This window comes from Amycolatopsis pigmentata (assembly GCF_042684065.1).
Classification (GTDB): Bacteria; Actinomycetota; Actinomycetes; order Mycobacteriales; family Pseudonocardiaceae; genus Amycolatopsis_E; species Amycolatopsis_E pigmentata.
In genome coordinates this window covers 382,724-400,925 of record NZ_JBHUKR010000020.1, presented here as the reverse complement: position 1 = coordinate 400,925, position 18,202 = coordinate 382,724, and the positions used below count along the sequence as shown (strand labels likewise).

Genomic DNA, 18,202 nt, shown 5'->3' with positions numbered 1-18,202 from the left:
CCCCTGAAGTGAGAACACCGATGACCGAGGTGCCGTTACCAATCCGACTGAAAGCAGGCGGAACGGTCCGCAGCCGGACTGCTTTTGACACCCGTTTCCGCCGTGGCTGCCGTCGGATTGGTGACGAACGGCAGAGTAACCCTTTACGGAGGATCGGAGAAGACCATCGCGTGACACCCGGATAACGCTACGGGGGCCGGTTCGGGTCGCCGCGGACTACGGAACGGCCGTCAATTCGCGGGTTTGCGCAGGACGACGAGCCTTCCCCCGGCGGCGCTTTCGACGATCCGGGCGTCCTGGAATCCGGCAGCCCGGCCTTCGGCGGCGAGGTCTTCGGCGGATACCGCGAAAGCGGCCCGCCGCTGCCGGAAGGACAGGCGATCGAGCAGCGTGCGGGTCGTGGGCTTGTCCTGTCCACCCTGCGGCGGGAACAGTTCCTGCAGCACGAGCAGGCCGTCCGGGCGCAACGCGCGGAAGATCGCGGCCAGGGTGGCGGCGCGGGCTTCTTCGACGAAGAAGGCTTGGGCCCAGTAGGAGGCGGTGAAGACCGACTCGTCGCGCAGGTCGCGGGCATCGGCGGTCCGGATGTCCACGCGGTCCATGACACCGGCCTCCTTGGCGCGGTGGCCGAGTTCGGCGGCGACTTCTCCGGCGACCTCGACGCCGACGGCACGGAGTTCCTCGTAGAGGGTCAGCGTGGTCAGCAACGCCCCACCGACCCCGCTGCCCACGTCGAGCAGCGGGCCACCGCGTTCGAGCCGCTCACGGAACTCGGGAATCGCCTGGTAGATCAGGCCGAAGAGCTGTCGTGCCCCGGACGCGGGCCGCAGTCCCCAGTCACGCGCGAGCCGCAGGGCCCGCTGGCCGTCCAGACCATTCCGCCGGTCGCTCTGGAGGGCCTGCGCCATCTCGGCTCGTGCCAGTTTCACGGCGTCGAGCACGGTGGGCAGGTCGACACCGGAAGGTCCGGCGGCGAGCGCTTCGAAGGGCGCGCTCAGCCGGAAAGCGGATTCCTCGGACTCCACCGACTCCAGCACGCCGGCCGAAGCGAGCACCGCCAGGACGTCCGAGGCCTGCTCGGCCGGGACACCGGCGATGTCCGCCAACTGCGCGGCGGTCGCGGGCCCGCCGAGGAGCCGTTCGAACCAGCCTCCGCGATGGGCGGCTTGGACCAGTTCGATGAGTTCCAGGCCCTCGGCCCAGCTTTTCACCATCGACCGTGCGGCCAGCGCGGCCTGCAGCTTTTCCAGTCCCTGCCCGGACTCGCCGTTACCGCTCACCCGTCGCTCCTCGTACTTTTCCGTCGCGCGCCGGCCGCGAACTTTACCGTCTCTTCGCACGGCGAAGGATTCCTGCGGAAATCTTGCCGCGGATGGGAATCGGCGTCGCGGCCGTTTTCCGGGGCGTGGAGTCTCGGACGAGGTGTTTCACCGGTGTGGCCCGCAGCCGGATGTGGGCCCGTGAGGGTAAGCGGTCCCGCGTTCACCCGCCTGGTACGGAAAGGGATGAACCGGTTGGCGCGCCGATACGTGTGAGCGCTGTCAGGCCTGGTCGGTTTGTGCGGGCTCGACCCGGTTCGGATGCTTGGGTTTCTGCTGTGGCCCAAGAAAGGCGCCTGCCGCCGGTGCCCGCGGCGGCAGGCGCCTCACCCTGGCAGCCGGTAGACGCGGCGCGCGTTGCCCGCGCCGATCATGCGCGCGACTCGGAGGGCGTCGGCGGGGGAGACGTCCCCGTCGGCGGCCCAGGTGCCGAGAACGCGGCTCATGCCACGGCGCCACAGGAGCGCGCCGAGGTAGTGCAGTTCGGCCGGGCCCCAGGCGTCGGTGGAGAACAGGATCTTGGCGAACGGCGCCAGTTCCAGCGATTCGGCGAGGACGGCGGCCGAACTCACGCCGGTGTGGTTCACCGCGAGCCCCACGTCGAAGTACACGTGCGGGAAGACCTGTGCCAGGTAGCCGGCCTGCCGGTGGTAGGGGTAGCAGTGCAGCAGCATGACGTCCACTTTGGACGGTTCGGCCAGCTTGAGCCAGGGAGTGAGCAGCAGCGGGTCGCAACGGTCCAGTGCCAGATCCGGGTCGCCGTAGCCGGTGTGCAGTTGCAGCGGAAGGCCGCGATCGAGGCCGGACCACAGCAGGAAACGCAACAGCACCGGGTCTTCGACACGGGCGGTGCCGGTGGTTTCGACGGCGCGCAGCCATTCCCCGGCGGCCGCCTCGGTCTCGGGGCCGTCCGGCCGGCACGGGTCGAAGCCGAACCCGTGCCGGTAGGCGACGATGCTCTTGAGCCCGGCGCTGGTGGCCGTCCGCTCGGCGAGCACCTCCGGATAGCGCCGCACGAAGTCCCGTGCCGTCACACCGGAGACGGCCAGGTCTTCGGCGACCGTTTCCAGGCGCACGATTTCCCCGACCGGCGCGGAGGCGGCTTCGGTCATCCCGGCGAGATCCAGGATCGCGTCACCGCGATATCCGGTGTCCAGCAGGTAATGGCCGACACCGGCGGCGGAAAGCAGCCGCCGGTTGACCTCGCGGGCTCCCAGTTCCGCCCTCCGCGCGACGTAGTTTTCGGCGGAGGCGTGACGCTCCAGTCCGAGCACGGGTGCGCACCACCGCCGGACGGCGAACCCGAGTGGTGAGTCGAACTGGGTCATCCACCCCGGGATCGGACGGTCGGACTCGGTGAGGGAACTTTCCAGGGTTTCGCGGCCGACGTCCTCGCGAAGCGCGCCGTGGACGTGATGGTCGACGAGGGAGATCTGTCCGACCCCGGCTTCGATCTCACGCATCCGTTTTTCCCTTGGCGCGGTGGGCTTCGCTGGTCTGGTGCGACTTCTCGACGATCTCCTGGAGGGCCGCGACGTGGGCCCGCAGCGCGTCGTGGCCGGTTTCGCTCAGGTTGAGCCAGGTTCGCGGCCGCTTGCCCACATAGCCCTTCTTGACCTCGAGATAACCGGGCTTGCTCAACGTGGTGACCTGCTTGGACAACGCCGAATCCGACAGCTCCACCGAGTCCCGCACCCAGCCGAACTCGGCCCATTCGGTGGCCGCGAGCAGCGACACGATCGCCAGCCGGGTGGGATCCAGGAGCAGCGTGGACAGTCCGGGACCGGTCATGGCCGGACGTCTCCGGTGCCACTGCGCCGCCGGGCCAGCCGGTTCATGCCCGCACGCAGCTGCGGCCCGAACGCGATCAGCACGATGGCCATGACCGCGCCGAGCGCCGTGCTCAGGTAGGGCACGTGGATGCTCGTGCCCGTCCGCCCGAGCACGAAGACGGCCACCATCGAACCGGCCACGAGCAGGCCCCCGACGAGCCACACGCCCACGGCGAACCGCGGCCAGACGTCCCGGCGGGACAACCGGGCGTGCTGCCCCAGGAGCGCGGAGCCGCGCCGGGTGCGCAGCAGCGCGACGTAACCGACGACCAGTACGGCCAGGCCGATGTCGCGCCAGGGTGCGCTCTGGGGGAAGAAGTCCACGGACGCGGAATACAGGAACAGGATCACGCCCGCGACCACGTCCAACCAGCGCGCCTCGCGCTGCCCCGAGGTCAAGGCCCGCTCGCGGCCTTGGCTCACGGTGCGCAGCGCTTCGGCGGCTTCTTCGGGTGACGGTTGCGAGTTCATCGGTGCCCTCCCAGGTGCTTTCTCGACGTGCAATCTCTTTCCTGAGAGGAAAGTACCATGTCACTTTCCGTCGAGGCAAGTACTTGCCTGGGGTGCGTGGATCGAGCCTGGTCGCAGGCCTGGAGGAGCGCGGGTGACCTCTCGTCAGGCGGCCTCGGCCAGGGGGACCCGCAGGTCTTCGCGAATGAGGCGCAAGGCGTTGTGCACCCTGCTCTTGACCGTGCCCACCGGAACGCCGAGCACCGACGCGGCGGAAAGCGCTGTCCGGTCGGCGAAATAGACCTCCACCAGGGTCGCGCGGTGCACGGCGGAAAGGTGGTCCAGGACCTTGCCGACGACGATGCGGGTTTCCACCTCCTCACTCGGGCTCGGCATCACCGCGACGCTTTCCAGTTCCTGCTCGGGCAGTTCGACCTCGGTGGGCCGCGCCTGACGGCTTCGATAGAGGTCGACGGCGACGTTGTGGGCGACCCGCATCAGCCAGGCGCGCACCGACCCGCGATCTTCGGTGAGGCGGTCGACATTGCGCCAGGCTCTAAGCCAGGTCTCCTGCACGATGTCCTCGGCGGTATACCGATCGGAGGTCAGCCGGGAGGCGTAGGAATGCAAGGCGGCGCCATGAGCCCGAATGACTTCGTCCAGGATAGGCATTTCGGTCCAATTCCAGCTTCGTTCGAGGGAGAGAACGTTGATTTCGCTCAGACATCGTGTCCGCTGGAGCCGCCGAAGTCGTCGGGTCTGTCCCTCTCCCGCGGGGTGCCGTCCCGCTGATTCCGGCGGGCTGTCCCGTCCATGATCGGGTAGGGATAACCCTCCTCCGGCGTGTCAGGGCGCGCCGGACGAGCCGCGGCGCCGCGCGGACACCGCCATCAGCACCGGCCCGGCGATCAGCAGCCCGAGCGCGGCGGCACCGCCGGCGAAGGCGAGCGCGCGGTAAGCGGGCGCGCGGTCCGGCTGCTTGACCACCGGCAGTGCGAGGTGCTCGGCTACGGGCGGTTTGGGCGCGTCCGTGGAGGGGATCTTGGTGACCGCCGCGAACGGGTCGACCACGCCGTACCCGACCAGCTTGTCCGGCAAGGGTTTCGCCGGCTGGTCCGCGGTGGCGAGCAGGCGGGCGGTGACCTGGGGCGCGGACAGCGTCGAGTGGTAGGCGCGGACGAGCGACGCGGCGCCGGCGACGTAGGCCACGGCGAGTTCGGCACCGGACCCAGAGCGCTGACCCGCGCCGCGCGGGGCGATGCTGACGAGGTCGTCGGCGGGCGCGGCCAAGCCCGGATCCGCCCCGTACACCGGATCGGACAGCGGGCCCTTCCGTCCGAGCGGAGCCACCGCGAGCACGCCGGGCAGCCTGGCGGGGAAGGCCAGTTGCCCCTTCCTCGGCACCGAGGCCGACGCCACGACCAGCACGTCCCGCCGTGCCGCCTCGGCCACCGCGTCCCGCAGTTCGGGTACGTCCAGCGTGGCCACCAGGCCGACCGCGACGACCCGGGCACCGGCGTCCATCGACGCCCGGATCCCGTTCGCGATGGCGCGAGCCAGGGCGGCGTGGTCGATGATCTTGGGTGGGTCGTCGGTCACCCGCACCGGGAAAATCCGCATGCCGGGCGCGATCCCGGCGAACGGCGCGCTGCCGGGGCGCGCCGCGATCAGTCCCGCGATGAACGTTCCCCGTCCGAAGCAGTCGTCGTCACCCCGGCCACCGGCCAGGTTGGTGCCGGGCAGCACCGCGCCCGCCAGGGCGGGCGCGGCGGCACTGACCCCGGTGTCGACCACTCCGACGATGCCATCGCCCCTGGTCAGCGGCCACACCCGGTCAGCGGCCATGCGCACCTGCGCCCACGATTTGTGGTCCACCGCGCGTTCCGCCGGAGGCGTGCACGCGCCGGTGGGCTCCGCCGCATTCGCCGGGACCGGCACGCCGAGCACCAGCGCGGCCAGGACGACGAGCGCCGCGAGCGGTCGCGGTCTTGTCACGATGTCGTCTCCTCGACCCAGCCGATCTGCAGACCGGTCGAGTCGCGGCGGGTGACCAGGATCGCCCGGCCTGCCGGCAACTGCTTGCCCCGCACCCCGTTGAGCAACGGCATTTCGTTGGGCGGCATGGACAACGCCAGTTCGGGGGTGTTGGACTCCTGCAACCGCCGGATCACCGGTTCCATGCTGCTGCGGCCCGACCCGGCGGCCGCGCGGGCGAGGACCACGTGCAGGCCCACGTCTCCCGCCTGTGGCAGCAGTTCGACGAGGGGATCGAGCGGCCCGCTCCGCGCGCCCAGGATCAGGTCGTAGTCGTCGACCAGGATGAAGATCTCCGGGCCCTGCCACCAGTCCCGTTTGCGGAGCCTGCTGGGGGAGATGTCGGTGCCGGGCACGCGTTCCTTGAGCGGCCCGGCGACGGAGAGGATGAGCTGGGCCGCGGCGGGACCGGACACCGCCACCCCGTGCCGGTAGGCCTCCGGCACCGAGTCGAGCAGGGTCCGGCGCGGGTCGATCACCACGATCCTGGCCTGGTCCGGGGGATGGACCCGGGTGATCGCGCGGGCGATCAGGCGCAGCGCCGCGGTCTTGCCGCTGCCGCTGTCGCCGACCACGGTGAGGTGCGGGCGATCGCCGAAGTCGTGCCACACCGGCTGCAGGTCGAGTTCGCCCGAGCCGAGCGCCACCCTCGGGCCCGGTCCGGGCGCGGGCAGCTCGTCCACGGGCAGCACCGCCGGCAGCATCCGGACCTCGGGCGCGGCGGGTCCGGGCCAGCTTTCCCGGATCGCGTGCACGCAGTCCGTGGTCGCCTCGGCGATGTCCTCGACGCCGGCGACGCCGTCGATCCGGGGTACTCCGGCGAGGAAGTGTGTCTGGTCGGGGGTGAGTCCGCGACCGGGCGACTGCGGCACCTCCGCGGCCTTCCGCATGTTGATCACCGAGTCGATCGCGTCGCCGAGCCGCAGTTCCAGCCGCGTGCCGAGCTGGTCGCGCAGCGCGCTGTGTACGTCGGACCACCGGTTGGTGGTGAGCACCAGATGCACCCCGTAGGACAGGCCGCGCTGGGCGAGCTGGCGCAGTGCGAGGTCCTGTTGTTCGAATTCGGTCCGCAGCGAGCCCCAGCCGTCCACGACGATGAACAGGTCGCCGTGCGGGTCGTCGGCGAACTCGCCCGCCGCACGGCGCTCCCGGTAGGCGGCCATGCTCTCCACCCGGTGCTCGGCGAAGACCCGTTCCCGCCTCCGCAGGATGGTCTGGACCTCGGCGACCGTGCGGGCCACTCGTTCCGCCTGCAACCGTCCCGCGATGCCGCCGACGTGGGGCAGGTTCTCCAGCACGGCCAGGGTGCCGCCGCCGAAATCCAGGCAGTAGAACTGCGCCTCGGCGGGGGTGTGGGTGAGCGCGATCGCGGTGATCAGGGTGCGCAGCAGCGTGCTCTTGCCCGACTGCGGGCCGCCGGCGATGCCGACGTGCCCGCCGGGTCCGGACAGGTCGACCTGATAGAGGTCCCGGGCCTGTTCGAACGGCTTGTCCACCACGCCGACCGGGACCGTGAGCCGCCCCGCGCCCGGCCAGTCCAGCGCGACGAGCCCCCGTCGCGGGTCCGGGATGAGCGGTGGCAGAAGCTGGTCCAGCGCGGGCGGATCGGCCAGCGGGGGCAGCCACACCTGGTGCGCCGGCGGCCCGAACCCGGCCAGCCGCTCGACCGCGACCTGAAGCACCGACTCGCCGGTTTCCCGGGTGTCGGAGGCCTGTTCGGCCTTGGGTTCGGCGGGCGCGGCGAGCCGTCCGACGCCGAAGGGCACGACCTGACGGCGAACCTCCTCCTGCCGTTGCTCGCGGGTCCGGCGGCGATGCGGCCCGGACACGTAGGCGGCCTTGAACCGGATCAGGGTCGCCACGTCACTGCGCAGGTAGCCGTTGCCCGGCGCGCTGGGAAGCTGGTAGGCGTCCGGCACACCGATCACCGCGCGGCTTTCCATCGCGGAGAACGTCCGCAGGCCGATCCGGTAGGACAGATGGCTTTCCAGCTTGTGCATGCGGCCGTCGTCGATGCGCTGGCTGGCCAGCAGCAGGTGCACTCCGAGTGACCGGCCGAGTCGGCCGATCATGACGAACAACTCGCCGAAATCGGGGTTGGACGCCAGCAGTTCGCTGAACTCGTCGACCACCAGGAACAGCGTCGGCAGGGGGTCCAGCGGCGCTCCGGACAGCCGGGCCTTTTCGTAGTCCAGCAGGGAACTGTAGTTGCCCGAGGCGCGCAGCAGTTCCTGCCGCCGCATCATCTCGCCGTTGAGCGCGTCCTGCATCCGCACCACCAGCGGCGCCTCGTCGGCCAGGTTCGTGATCACCGCGGAGGTGTGCGGCAACTGGTCCAGACCAAGGAAGGTGGCGCCTCCCTTGAAGTCGACCAGGACGAAGTTCAGGATCTCCGAGGAGTGCGTCATCGCCATGCCGAGCACCAGCGTGCGCAGGAGTTCGCTCTTGCCCGAACCGGTGGCGCCGATGAGCAGCCCGTGCGGGCCCATCCCGCCCTGCGCGGACTCCTTGATGTCGAGCTCGACCGGTGAGCCGTCCTCGGCGACGCCCACCGGGATGCGGAAACGCTCCCGGTTCAGCGCGGTCCGCGCGAGCGTCTGCGGCTGGAAGGTGTCCAGGTCGGCGACCCCGAGCAGGCGCGGCAGTTCGAAATCCCCGACCATCGGCTCGGCGACCTCGGAGGTGCCGCCGAGCCGGTAGGGCGAGATCACCCGCGCCAGCGAGGTCGCGCGGGGAAGGCTCAGCAGGTCGGGCACGCCCAGCAGGGTCCGGATCTCCTGGCCGTTGCGGTCGGTGCGCACCATCTCGATCGTCTCGGCCGTGACGTCCAGCCGGAGCGCGGAACTGCCGGCCACGCTGCCTTCGAGCGCGTCGGAAAGGTCCAGCACGATCGAGTTGCGGTAGCCCGTACCGGCCAGGCGCGACTCACCGGGCACGGTCACCCCGTCGAGCACGATCACCACGTAGGGCTCCTCGCGGCTCGGCGAGGCCGCGGGCTCGAACCGGCCCCGCTCGTCGAGTTCGGCGTCCACCAGTTCGGTCAGCGCGTCCACCCCATCGGCCAGCAGCCGCACCTGGCCCGCGCCGTCCTGTTCGACCGGGTGCTGCGCGTGCGGCAGCCATTTCACCCAGTCCCACAACGGGACGCGACCGGATTCGGCGCACACCACCCGCAGGTCCTCCGGCGAATGAAAGATCACGAGCTGGGCCAGCAGAGCCCGGACCACACCGCGGATGGCCTCTTCGTCCCCGCTGAACCGCACCTTGGTGAAGCCACGGAGGAACACCGCGGTCGGCAGGCCCGCCACCGTGGTGTAGGCGTTGGTGAACCGGCGCAGCGCCCGCGCCGACAACGGCTCCAGGTCCGAGATCGGCTTGCTGGAGGGCGGTCCCATGGTCAGCGCCAGCCGTTGCGGGCCGGTGCCCACGCGGACCTCGGCGAAGTCGGCGTGCGAGGCCCGTCGCTCCCACAGGCGTCCCGTCATCGCCACCGACCACAGCCCGGACGGGTCAGGGTGACGCCAGGTCAGCGCTTCCCGCTGCTGCACCGCCGCCGCGCGCACCTGCGCCCGGACCTGTCCCAGGTAACGCAGATAGTCACGGCGTTCTCCGCGCATGCGCTGACGGCGCTCGGCGCCCCCGCGCGCCATCTGGGTCAGGAACATGCCGACCGCCATCACGGCCATCAGCCCGAACATGCCCAGGCCCAGCAGCGGCTTGGTCTGGCCGAGGTAGACCAGCATGAACACGCCGCTGCCGAGCATCATCGGCAGCATCATCAGCGCCGACATGAAGTCCCGGCCGACGGATTCCGGCAACGCCGGAGGTTCCTGCAGGGACAATTCCCCGGCCGGCATCTCCGGCGGCTTTTCCCTGGCCGGCCGGCGGAACAACGTCGTGGTCATCTACGCGAGCGCTCCTCGTCGATCCTCTGCTCGCTCCAATACACGGTGCCGGGTGGCCTCCACGGTTCATTTATGCGTGAATTCCGGTGTAATGCCGGGTTTCCCGCCGGTCACCGGATCACCTACGCCCACCCTTTGTTCCTTGGCGGCACGGCTTTTTCACCCCGGCGGCCGTCTCGTCCGGCCAGTGAACTCCCGGCGCCGCGTCCGGCGTGTACGGAATATGGCGGTCACCAAACCAGCTCCGAGTCCACCGGCCACCGGTGGCGGTTCGGGTGAGATGTGCCGGCTCACGATCTGGGGCCCCTCGTCCCGGGTCGAGCTGGCGGTGCCGGCGCACGTGCCGATCGCCGACCTCATGCCCACCGTGCTCGGGCATCTCGATCCGGCGCTGGCCACCACCGGCATGGCGCACGACGGCTGGGTGCTGCAACGGCTCGGCGAGGTCCCGCTGGACGAGGATCTCGGCGCCGCGGCGGCCGGGCTCTACGACGGCGACGTGCTCTACCTGAGGCCCCGCGACGACCAACTGCCGCTGGCCGATTTCGACGACCTCATCGACGGTGTCCACACCGGACTGTCGGCGCGCAACGACCGGTGGCGGCCCGCGTTCACCCGCCGGGCCTGCCTGGTCGTCGCGGCGCTGTGCGGGTTGCTCGCGGTGTTCATCACCACCCTCGCCGGGACCGGAACGATGATCGCGGGCGGCGCGGGTGGCCTGAGCCTGCTGCTGCTGGCCGCCGCGGCGATGCTGGCCAAACTGGCGGGAGAGCGGCGCGGCGCGGCCGCGGTCGCCACCGTGGCGGTGGTGGCGGCCGGTGTCGCCGGGCTCGCGATGCCCAGCGGAGGGGCCCCGCCGGAGATCTCCGGCGGTCCGGGCGTGCTCACCGCCGGTACGGCCGTCGCGGTGGCCGCCGTCCTCGCCCGCGCGCTGCTCGGCTCGGCCCGGCCGGTCTTCCTCGCCTTGGCCGCGGGTGGCGTGCTCACCGCGCTGGGCGGCTTGCTGGCGGTACTGGCGGGACTGGACGCGCCCGCCACGGCGTCCGTCGTGATGGCCGTGAGCCTCGCGCTCACCAAACTCGCGCCGCAACTGGCCGCCTGGCTCGGCGGCTTGTCCGTGGAACCGGTCCCGACCACGCCGGACGAGTTCCAGCAGGGTCTCGATCCGTTTCCCAGCAAGGATGTTCTCGACCGCGCCGCGCTCGCCGACGTCCATCTCACCGCGTTCCTCGCGGTGCTCGGCGCCGTGAACACGAGCGCGCTGCTGGTGCTCGCGCCGGTGCCGCGATGGGACCGGAGCACGCTGGCAGGCGTGACCGCGGTGCTGCTTCTGTTGCAGGCACGCGAGTTCACCGGGATCTGGCACCGCCTTTCCGCGCTCGTCCCCGCCGCGGCGTCGCTGGTCGCGCTCACCCTGGGCTGGAGCATGGCTCTTCCGTTGCTGGGACGGCTGTGCGTACTCGTCGGTCTGCTGGCACTGGCCGGGCTCGGCCTCGCGGGCGCGCAGATGCTCCCCGGGCGCCGTCTCGTGCCGCGCTGGGGCCGCTGGGGCGACATCCTCCACTGGGCGTGCGCGCTCGCGATCATGCCGCTCGTGCTGGCGGTGACCGGTCTCTACGGCTGGGCGAGTACGTGGCTGTGAGGCCCTCGTGAACTGTCCGCGCGACCGGACACGTGTGCGGAAGAGAAGGGAGGTTGGCGATGTACAACAGGCGTGACCAGGCCGACGCGCATGCGTTCCTGGCCGGCAGGCTCGTCGCGGCCGTGCTGCGCGCCGAGCCGGACGCGCCGGAACGCCCGTTGCGCCGGACCTCCACCGGGATGCTCGGTGGTGTCGCCATCGCCATTCTCGTCGTCGCCGCGGTCGTGGCGATCGGGCTGTTCACCGGCATGGGCAGCGGGAACTCCTGGCGCAAGCCGGGAACGCTCATCGTGGACAAGGACAACGGAAACCGTTACCTGCTGCTGGGCGACGTGCTGAGGCCGGTGCTCAACTACGCCTCGGCCCGGCTGCTGGTCCACGGCAACCCGTCGACCGCCTCGGTCCGGGACAGCGACCTGGCGCGCATTCCCAAGGGCGCGCCGATCGGGATCCTCGGCGCCCCGGACGCGTTGCCCACCGTGTCCGGCGGGTCTGCCAAACCGTGGACGGTGTGCGCGGGTTCCGGCAAGGACGGGCCCACCGTCGCCGTGACGGTCGGTGTCATGCCGGATGTCCGGCCCTCCGCCGTCGGCGAAGCGTTGCTGGTCCGCGTGGGCGAGCAGCTCTACCTGGTGTGGCAGGGAACCGTGTCGCGGATCACCGAGGCCTGGGTGCCGCGCGCGCTCGGTCTGGACCCGACCACCGCGATGGCGGTCGACGCCGCCTGGCTCAACACTCTTCCCGCCGGTCCCGATCTCGGGGCGCCGCCGCTGGACCGGGACGGACAGGGACCCCTCGTCGGTGGGGCGCCGACCACGACCGGGCAACTGGTCACCGTGCCCGACGCGGTGGGGGACAAGCTGTTCGCCGCCGCGCCCGGCGGCCTGATCCCGGTCAGCGGGACCGTCGGGGCCCTGGTGGGTGCCGACCCTCGCGGTGGCCTCACGCCGCTGCGCACCACCCCGGCCGAACTGGCGAAGCAACATGTGCTGCCGGCTCCGCCGTGGCAGTCACAACTCCCGCCGCAGCCGCCCACACCGATGGACACGCGCTCGCGGATGCCCTGTGTGCGGTGGGACGGGACCGCCGCGTCCCTGGTGTCGGCTCCGCCGTTGAACGGACCGGGCCAAAGCGGCGGCCAGGCGGGGCTCACCCGCGACGGCCGGGTGGCCGACCGGGTCGAGGTGGCCCCGGGCGGCGGTTTCCTGGCCCGGACCCGTCCCGCGCCGGGGATCGCCGGCGCGGGGATCTACCTCATCACCGAAGCGGGGGCGAAGTTCCCCGTGGCGAGTGAGGACGCGGCCGAGGCGCTCGGATTTCCGGCGCGGTCGGCACAACTGGTGCCGGCCGAACTGCTGGATCTGCTGCCGACCGGGCCGCCGCTCGATGTCATCCAATAGTTCGGAAAACAAGGAGGCACTGTCGTGGACGACATGCACGGACAGTACGGATATGACGACTCCACGTTGATCGCGGTGATCAACGCGACGGAGACCGCGATCCAGAACATGAATCACCTCAACAGCGAGGTCCAGGCCATGTCCGCGGCCTTGCCGGTGGTCAACAACTCCGCGTCGGGACAGAAGCTGGCCGCCCGGATCAGTGACTGGACCGCGGACTTCAACCAGGTCATCGGTGCGTTGACCGACCTCAACGGCAAGGCCAACGACAACTTGAAGGTCCTCCGCGGCGTGTCGACCCACACCGCGCAACAGAGCTGACCGACCCCGAGCACCGAAAGGCAGACGAACATGACCTCCTTCGACATCAACCACGATGGTCTCCTCGAACTGAACGAGCAGTTGTACAAGGCCGTCAGCGAACTCGGCCAAATGGTCGACGACCTCAACATGGCCCTGCGGAACATTCCCGACTCGGTGCACGGAAAGGTCGCGCCGCTGTGGGAGGAGCAGCAGCGGACCTGGAACGCCAGCATGGAGGACATGAGAACGAAGCTGAACGCCGACACGCTCAGGTCGATCGACGTGCACGAGATCTTCAAGGAAGGCGACTACACCGGCACGAAGATCTTCATCCAGTAAGTCCGTTGTGGACGGTCGAAGGCCGGGCCCGGGCGTCCCGGGCCCGGCGGAAGTGACCGTGGCGGTGATCCCGCCGCGGGCTTGATCAACGCGGACCGCGGGTCCACGAGGACATCGTGGGCTTGCGACGCGGTGTGCCAGCGGAAAGGAGACGTGTCATGGACACCCAGCTTCGGGGACCGATGCCCAGGGCCAGGAAGCCCGCACAGGTGCCGTCCGAGTGCGTGCCTTCGACGGGGTATGTGCCGATGGCGCCGATGATGCCGGGTGAACCGGAGGCACCCGGCGTCGTGGAAGAACCCCTCGGGCAGCCCGTGGGGCCGGCGCTCGACCATCCGTTCACCGGACCGGTCGCGGACGGCTTCGGACCGGGACCGGACGCGCCGAGCACGCCGATGCGTGCCGCGGGTGGCACCCCGGGCCCCGGCGCACCCGCGCACACCGCACATGCCGTGGCGGCTCCCGTCCCGGATTCCGCGGCACTCCACGCCGTACCGCTGCACCCCGCGTATGCCGTGATGCCTTCCGCGGATTCCGCGGAATCCGCGGCCGTACCGGTGCACCCCCTGCACGCCTCGGTTCCCGCGTCGGATTCCGCGATGGTTCCGGCCGTGCCGGGCCAGCTCGCCCAACCGCTCGAGACACCGATGGGCCACCATGTCGTGGCCGCCACGGCGCCGGCCGACGACATTGGACACCCCGCCGGCCACATCCTGACGACCGCCAGAACGGACGCGGTGGCGCCGAACTCGTCCGTGGGCGGGCACGACGGTTCCTGTTGCTGCTGTCAGTGCACGGGTGACGACAAGGCCGCGCAGCCGGACCCGGGGCAGCAGGGGGACCCGTCGGCGCAGGGGGACCCGTCGGTGCAGCAATCGCCGGATACCACCCCACCGGGGAACGGAAGCCACGACGCCGCGCCGGATTCCACGGCAGGGAACACTTGTTCCCCGGACACCGGCACGGCGGGGAAATACGATTCACCGGTGCAGGTGGCCACCGCGCCGGACACGACGAGCTCGGCGGACCAGCTCAAGCCGTTCTCCAAGTCGGAAAAACCGCAGCCGATGCAATCGGCGATGACGGTCGAGGGGAAGCCGCTTTCCCCCACGCCGGGTGCGCAACCGCAGCTGATGCAGGCGGGGAAGAGGGTTCAGGACAAGCCGGCGCCCGTCACGCCGGGTGCGGAACCGCAGCAGCCTCTGGCGCGGAGGCTCGTCGTCCCGGAAAAGATGTCCCCCGCCAGTTTCACCAAGTCGGTGCCCGCGCCACAGACCGGGTCGGGCGGCTCCGGTGACAAAGGAAATGGCTCCGGTGACAAAGGAAATGGTTCCGGTGGCAAGGGAAGTGACACCGGTGGCCAGGGGAGCGGTTCCGGTGACAAGGGAAGTGACACCGGCGGCAAGAAGGGGCTTCCGCCCGTCAAGGCGACCTCGGGCGGCGGCAACCTGACCTTCGACGAAGGCCAGTACCGGAAACTGACCGGCGTGGTGAACGACATGGACGACAGCCTGACCAAGAATGCGGCGAGTACCCCGACGATGGCACTCGACGTCGACCTGACCGTTCACGCCGGGAACTCGAACTGGGGACCGGCGGGTGATGTCGCCGCCTGGACGAAGAATTTCGGCCAGTCGGTGGCGGGGGTCAACGAAAAAATGCGGGTGGCCCTGTCGCTGATGGGTAACGCGCTGACTCTGGCGACCATGGTCTTCAAGGACACCAACGATCTCGCCCAGATGGACTTCACCACGTTCGTGACCGAGTTCCCGGACCTCAACACCGGCGGTGGTCAAACCAATCCAGGCGCGTACGGCGCGTTCGGTGGCGGGTCGACCGGCGGAAAGAACTAGCGGTTCTCCGAGACGGTATCGAGGGACTGGCCATGCCTGACAACAATGATTCGACCTTGAAGCTGCCGGACGGCAGAGACTATTCGAGGTTGACCTTCGAACAGGTTCTCGTCGCCCTGACCGGCTTGGGTAACGACCTGAGAGCGCCGCTGTCGCCGACCGATTCGAACAAGGACGCCGGCTCCTTCCTGGCGCACATCGAATCGGACAAGGATTGGCCGACGGCCACCTTCGGCAACTACAGCGCTTTCCAGAAGTTCTTTTACGGTGCCAACATCAACACTCCGGCCTTCACGACGTGGACCAAGGCCCTGGACGAAATCGACGCTCTCATCCCGCAACTGGCGCAAGGCAAGCTCGGCGCGATGGATACCAGCCAGGTGTGGGAGGTCAAGGCACTCGTCGACCAGTACACGAGCTGGCTCGACCAGAACGAGAAGACCCTGCAGTCCTGGATAAACGCCCTGGACAGTCAGGATGCGGCTTTCCGGGGGCGGGCCGCGTTCGCCATCCAGCAGAATCTCGAGCGGATCAGGCACGTGATGCACGACGTGCACGGCCAGATCACGCAACGGACGCCCGCCGACACCTCCGCCATGCTGGCCCTGATCGCGGAGTGGCTTTACTACGTCGCCTCTTCGCTGGCCCAACTGTGGTACGACCACCGGAACGATCTGTACAACGCGGTGACCGACGCAACCCAGTACATCTCCGACAGCATCCACCGTTACATCTGGGGGATGGGGCTGATCGCCGGCACACCGCAATACGTTCTCAATCATTACATCGGAAACCAGGCGGGGGGCGAGGACTACATCAACAAGACGCTCGCCGGGTTCGACTCGACGATCAACGGACACGAGGGCGGTGCCTGGGTCGACCACCTGGAAACAGACCAATTCACTGGTGCGACTCATGTCGGGAAAGTACTCGGCCCCGGGGGGTACTTCAATTTCGATGACATGGGGAAGGCGCCGACACCGCCGCCCGGATTTCCGCCGATCAAGGGTGATCTGCGCAGCAAGGCGACCTGGGACGACTTCAACGCCAAGATAAGGGATTTCGCCATCATGCGGTTGAAGTCGCTCGATACCAAGGCCCGCGACTTGCTGAACCAGCTCGAAGCGGTTTACGAACAGGCCCGGGGGCCGCTGGCCAAGGTCGACGACATCAAGCCGCCCACGCTCGGCTCACCACCGCCGTCGGGAGGGGGCTCCGCGGGTGGCAATCCTCCTCCCCTTCTTCCCCCTCCGGGCGGCAGCGGCGGTGACTACCACGCTCCGCCGGGCGGAGACGGTGGTGATTTCGGTCCTCCTCCGGACGGTAGTGACCATTACAATCCGTTCAACCCGCAGGGTGGGGACGGTGGCGATTTCGGTCCGCCCCCGAACGGCAGTGACAGTTACAACCCGTTCAACCCGCAGGGCGGGGACGGCAGTGGCAACGACAATCCGGCCAACGCGCCGGGTGGTCCGGGGAACAATTTCCTGGCCGTACCGCCCGGCGGTTCCGACGCCGGCCCGCTTCCCTATCCGCCCGGCGGCTTCACCCCGTCGCTCTCGCCGAACGGCACCCTCGGCACGAACAACAAGTACAGCGGGTACGAGCCTCCACCGACCGGTGAGAACCTGTTCGTCCCGCCGCCGGGCGGCAAGAGCGGCGGTAACACCACGCCGGAGGGATGGGTGCCACCCCCTCCTGGCGCGGCACCCGAACTCCCCTCGTTGACCCACAACGGCTTGTCCATCCCGCCAGGCGGCGCCGCGGGTGCGCCGGGACCGGGCGGCGCAGCCGGTGGCGCGGGCGGTTTCGCGGGTGGAGCGGCCGGTGGATTCGGTGGGGCACCGGGCGCGGGTGGAGCGGCGGGTGGATTCGGTGGCGCACCCGGCGCGGGTGAAGCGGCCACGAGCGGCGGCGCACTCGGCGGTTCGGGCGAGGGCTGGGCCGACTGGTCCGGTGATCTCGGTTCCGGTGGTGGCCATGAAGGCCTGACTTCCGGTCTGAACCAGGCCGGTGGCGCGTCGGTGATGCCGCCCATGATCCCGCCGATGATGGGCGGCATGGGGGGCATGGGCGCCATGGGGGGCATGGGCGGCGCCGCCAAGGAACGCGAACGGGAACGCCAGACCTGGTTGTCGGAGGACGAAAAGGTCTGGGGCATCGAGAACGCGGTCGGCAACGGCGTGATCGGCAGGCCGGACGGCGAGCCGGTGACCGACGAGCCGTTGGCCCCCCAGCATGTCCATGTGCGGGCCGCCTCGCGGCGGAAGGCGCCGGAGAAGCGTGCCGAAGCCACCGCGACCAAGGAAGGCACTGGGGCCACCGAAGTGGCTGAAGCCACCGGGGGCACCGCGTCCGCGGAAGCGTCCGGATCCGCTTGATTTTCGACTATCGGGAGAAAGGTGGGGCGCGATGTTCGACTCCATGCACAACGACATCGCCGCGATGCTCGCGAATCTGCGGGAACAGCGGGAGCGCATGGCGGAGGCGGCCCGGGAGATGCGGGAGGTCACCGCGAGCGCGACGACCAAGGACCGCATGATCAAGGCCACGGTGGACAGCCGTGGCCGGCTCACCGAGCTGACGTTCTCCGGGAACCGCTGGCGCGATCTCGCGCCCAAGGAGTTCGCCGCGAAGGTGGTCGACGTGATCACCCGTGCGCAGGACAAGTCGATGAAGGCGGTGACCGGGCTGGCGGCGGGCGTCGCGCCGGAAGGCGTCGACATCCAGCAGATCCTGGAAAACGGCCCTGACCTGAGCGACATGCTCGCCGACATCACGAACCCGAAGGGCGGAAACGATGAGTGACGACCGGACCTACGTCGACGTCGAAGCCCTGAAAGCGGGCGGGGTGGACCTCGAGCGGATCGCGGAGCAGGCACAACAGATCAGGACCGATCTGCTCAACGCGATTCAGGCGTGCGCGTACGCGGGCGGCACCGGGACGATGGGCGCGCAGTTCGACGAGAACTACAAGCCGAACCAGCAAATCGGCGTCGATTTCCTGAATCTTTTCAACGACGCCATCGGCACATCGGGAGTGCGGACGTCGAGGGCCGCACGGTCCTTCGCCGATGCCGAGAGTGACGCGAACCAGGCGGCCAGTTCAGGGTAGACGGAGCAAC

At 69.7% G+C, this 18,202-nt stretch carries 15 protein-coding genes; 8 read left to right on the top strand and 7 right to left on the bottom strand.

Translation table 11 applies throughout. The features are described 5' to 3' along the window. Positions 1–230: 230 nt before the first annotated feature. The 7 genes from ACFSXZ_RS31100 to eccCa form a co-directional block, all read right to left on the bottom strand. The gene (locus ACFSXZ_RS31100; protein WP_378269018.1) at positions 231–1,280 is read right to left on the bottom strand and encodes a methyltransferase domain-containing protein; all 1,050 of its coding nucleotides are present in this window, start codon (positions 1,278–1,280) and stop codon (positions 231–233) included. Positions 1,281–1,645: 365 nt separating this feature from the next. Next, complete coding sequence (locus tag ACFSXZ_RS31095; RefSeq protein WP_378269017.1) at positions 1,646–2,782, bottom strand: amidohydrolase family protein; 1,137 nt, start codon at positions 2,780–2,782, stop codon at positions 1,646–1,648. Beyond that, complete coding sequence (locus ACFSXZ_RS31090) at positions 2,775–3,110, bottom strand: winged helix-turn-helix domain-containing protein (RefSeq protein WP_378269015.1); 336 nt, start codon at positions 3,108–3,110, stop codon at positions 2,775–2,777. Before ACFSXZ_RS31090 ends, ACFSXZ_RS31095 begins: the two co-directional genes overlap by 8 nt. Further along, entirely contained in the window at positions 3,107–3,622 is a 516-nt protein-coding gene (locus tag ACFSXZ_RS31085; RefSeq protein WP_378269014.1) for a hypothetical protein, read from the bottom strand. The genes ACFSXZ_RS31090 and ACFSXZ_RS31085 overlap by 4 nt, the downstream gene beginning before the upstream one ends. A 144-nt stretch (positions 3,623–3,766) precedes the next feature. Beyond that, positions 3,767–4,273 (bottom strand): sigma-70 family RNA polymerase sigma factor, encoded by a 507-nt coding sequence (locus ACFSXZ_RS31080; protein WP_378269012.1) that lies wholly within the window; start codon positions 4,271–4,273, stop codon positions 3,767–3,769. Between the two features lie 174 nt (positions 4,274–4,447). Then, a complete protein-coding gene (locus ACFSXZ_RS31075; RefSeq protein WP_378269011.1) occupies positions 4,448–5,596 on the bottom strand; it encodes a S8 family serine peptidase in 1,149 nt (382 codons plus the stop codon). Continuing rightward, positions 5,593–9,540 (bottom strand): type VII secretion protein EccCa, encoded by a 3,948-nt coding sequence (gene eccCa / locus ACFSXZ_RS31070; RefSeq protein WP_378269010.1) that lies wholly within the window; start codon positions 9,538–9,540, stop codon positions 5,593–5,595. The genes ACFSXZ_RS31075 and eccCa overlap by 4 nt, the downstream gene beginning before the upstream one ends. 280 nt (positions 9,541–9,820) lie before the next feature. Here eccCa and eccD point away from each other — a divergent pair, with 280 nt between their 5' ends. The 8 genes from eccD (at position 9,821) to ACFSXZ_RS31030 (ending at position 18,192) form a co-directional block, all read left to right on the top strand. Further along, positions 9,821–11,182: a type VII secretion integral membrane protein EccD gene (gene eccD / locus ACFSXZ_RS31065; RefSeq protein ID WP_378269009.1), complete on the top strand. Its 1,362-nt coding sequence runs from the start codon at positions 9,821–9,823 to the stop codon at positions 11,180–11,182. A 59-nt stretch (positions 11,183–11,241) separates the two neighbouring features. Then, positions 11,242–12,582 carry a type VII secretion protein EccB gene (gene eccB / locus ACFSXZ_RS31060; protein WP_378269007.1) on the top strand — a complete coding sequence of 447 codons (1,341 nt, stop codon included), beginning with the start codon at positions 11,242–11,244 and terminating at the stop codon, positions 12,580–12,582. A gap of 24 nt (positions 12,583–12,606) precedes the next feature. Continuing rightward, positions 12,607–12,903 (top strand): hypothetical protein, encoded by a 297-nt coding sequence (locus ACFSXZ_RS31055; protein ID WP_378269006.1) that lies wholly within the window; start codon positions 12,607–12,609, stop codon positions 12,901–12,903. A 30-nt stretch (positions 12,904–12,933) separates the two neighbouring features. After that, the gene (locus ACFSXZ_RS31050; RefSeq protein ID WP_378269005.1) at positions 12,934–13,224 is read left to right on the top strand and encodes a WXG100 family type VII secretion target; all 291 of its coding nucleotides are present in this window, start codon (positions 12,934–12,936) and stop codon (positions 13,222–13,224) included. 158 nt (positions 13,225–13,382) lie between these two features. Beyond that, entirely contained in the window at positions 13,383–15,077 is a 1,695-nt protein-coding gene (locus ACFSXZ_RS31045) for a hypothetical protein (protein WP_378269002.1), read from the top strand. A gap of 32 nt (positions 15,078–15,109) precedes the next feature. Then, positions 15,110–17,458, top strand: coding sequence for a hypothetical protein (locus tag ACFSXZ_RS31040; protein ID WP_378269001.1), 2,349 nt, complete (start codon positions 15,110–15,112; stop codon positions 17,456–17,458). A gap of 31 nt (positions 17,459–17,489) precedes the next feature. Beyond that, a complete protein-coding gene (locus ACFSXZ_RS31035) occupies positions 17,490–17,885 on the top strand; it encodes a YbaB/EbfC family nucleoid-associated protein (protein ID WP_378269000.1) in 396 nt (131 codons plus the stop codon). Next, a complete protein-coding gene (locus tag ACFSXZ_RS31030; RefSeq protein WP_378268999.1) occupies positions 17,878–18,192 on the top strand; it encodes a hypothetical protein in 315 nt (104 codons plus the stop codon). The genes ACFSXZ_RS31035 and ACFSXZ_RS31030 overlap by 8 nt, the downstream gene beginning before the upstream one ends. Positions 18,193–18,202: the final 10 nt, after the last annotated feature.

Bases quoted from the DNA above. Each gene is read 5' to 3' on its own strand.
- ACFSXZ_RS31095 (WP_378269017.1), bottom strand. From the start codon at position 2,782: ATGCGTGAGATCGAAGCCGGGGTCGGACAGATCTCCCTCGTCGACCAT.
- ACFSXZ_RS31090 (WP_378269015.1), bottom strand. From the start codon at position 3,110: ATGACCGGTCCCGGACTGTCCACGCTGCTCCTGGATCCCACCCGGCTG.
- ACFSXZ_RS31085 (WP_378269014.1), bottom strand. From the start codon at position 3,622: ATGAACTCGCAACCGTCACCCGAAGAAGCCGCCGAAGCGCTGCGCACC.
- ACFSXZ_RS31080 (WP_378269012.1), bottom strand. From the start codon at position 4,273: ATGCCTATCCTGGACGAAGTCATTCGGGCTCATGGCGCCGCCTTGCAT.
- eccCa (WP_378269010.1), bottom strand. From the start codon at position 9,540: ATGACCACGACGTTGTTCCGCCGGCCGGCCAGGGAAAAGCCGCCGGAG.
- eccD (WP_378269009.1), top strand. From the start codon at position 9,821: ATGTGCCGGCTCACGATCTGGGGCCCCTCGTCCCGGGTCGAGCTGGCG.
- eccB (WP_378269007.1), top strand. From the start codon at position 11,242: ATGTACAACAGGCGTGACCAGGCCGACGCGCATGCGTTCCTGGCCGGC.
- ACFSXZ_RS31050 (WP_378269005.1), top strand. From the start codon at position 12,934: ATGACCTCCTTCGACATCAACCACGATGGTCTCCTCGAACTGAACGAG.
- ACFSXZ_RS31045 (WP_378269002.1), top strand. From the start codon at position 13,383: ATGGACACCCAGCTTCGGGGACCGATGCCCAGGGCCAGGAAGCCCGCA.
- ACFSXZ_RS31040 (WP_378269001.1), top strand. From the start codon at position 15,110: ATGCCTGACAACAATGATTCGACCTTGAAGCTGCCGGACGGCAGAGAC.
- ACFSXZ_RS31035 (WP_378269000.1), top strand. From the start codon at position 17,490: ATGTTCGACTCCATGCACAACGACATCGCCGCGATGCTCGCGAATCTG.
- ACFSXZ_RS31030 (WP_378268999.1), top strand. From the start codon at position 17,878: ATGAGTGACGACCGGACCTACGTCGACGTCGAAGCCCTGAAAGCGGGC.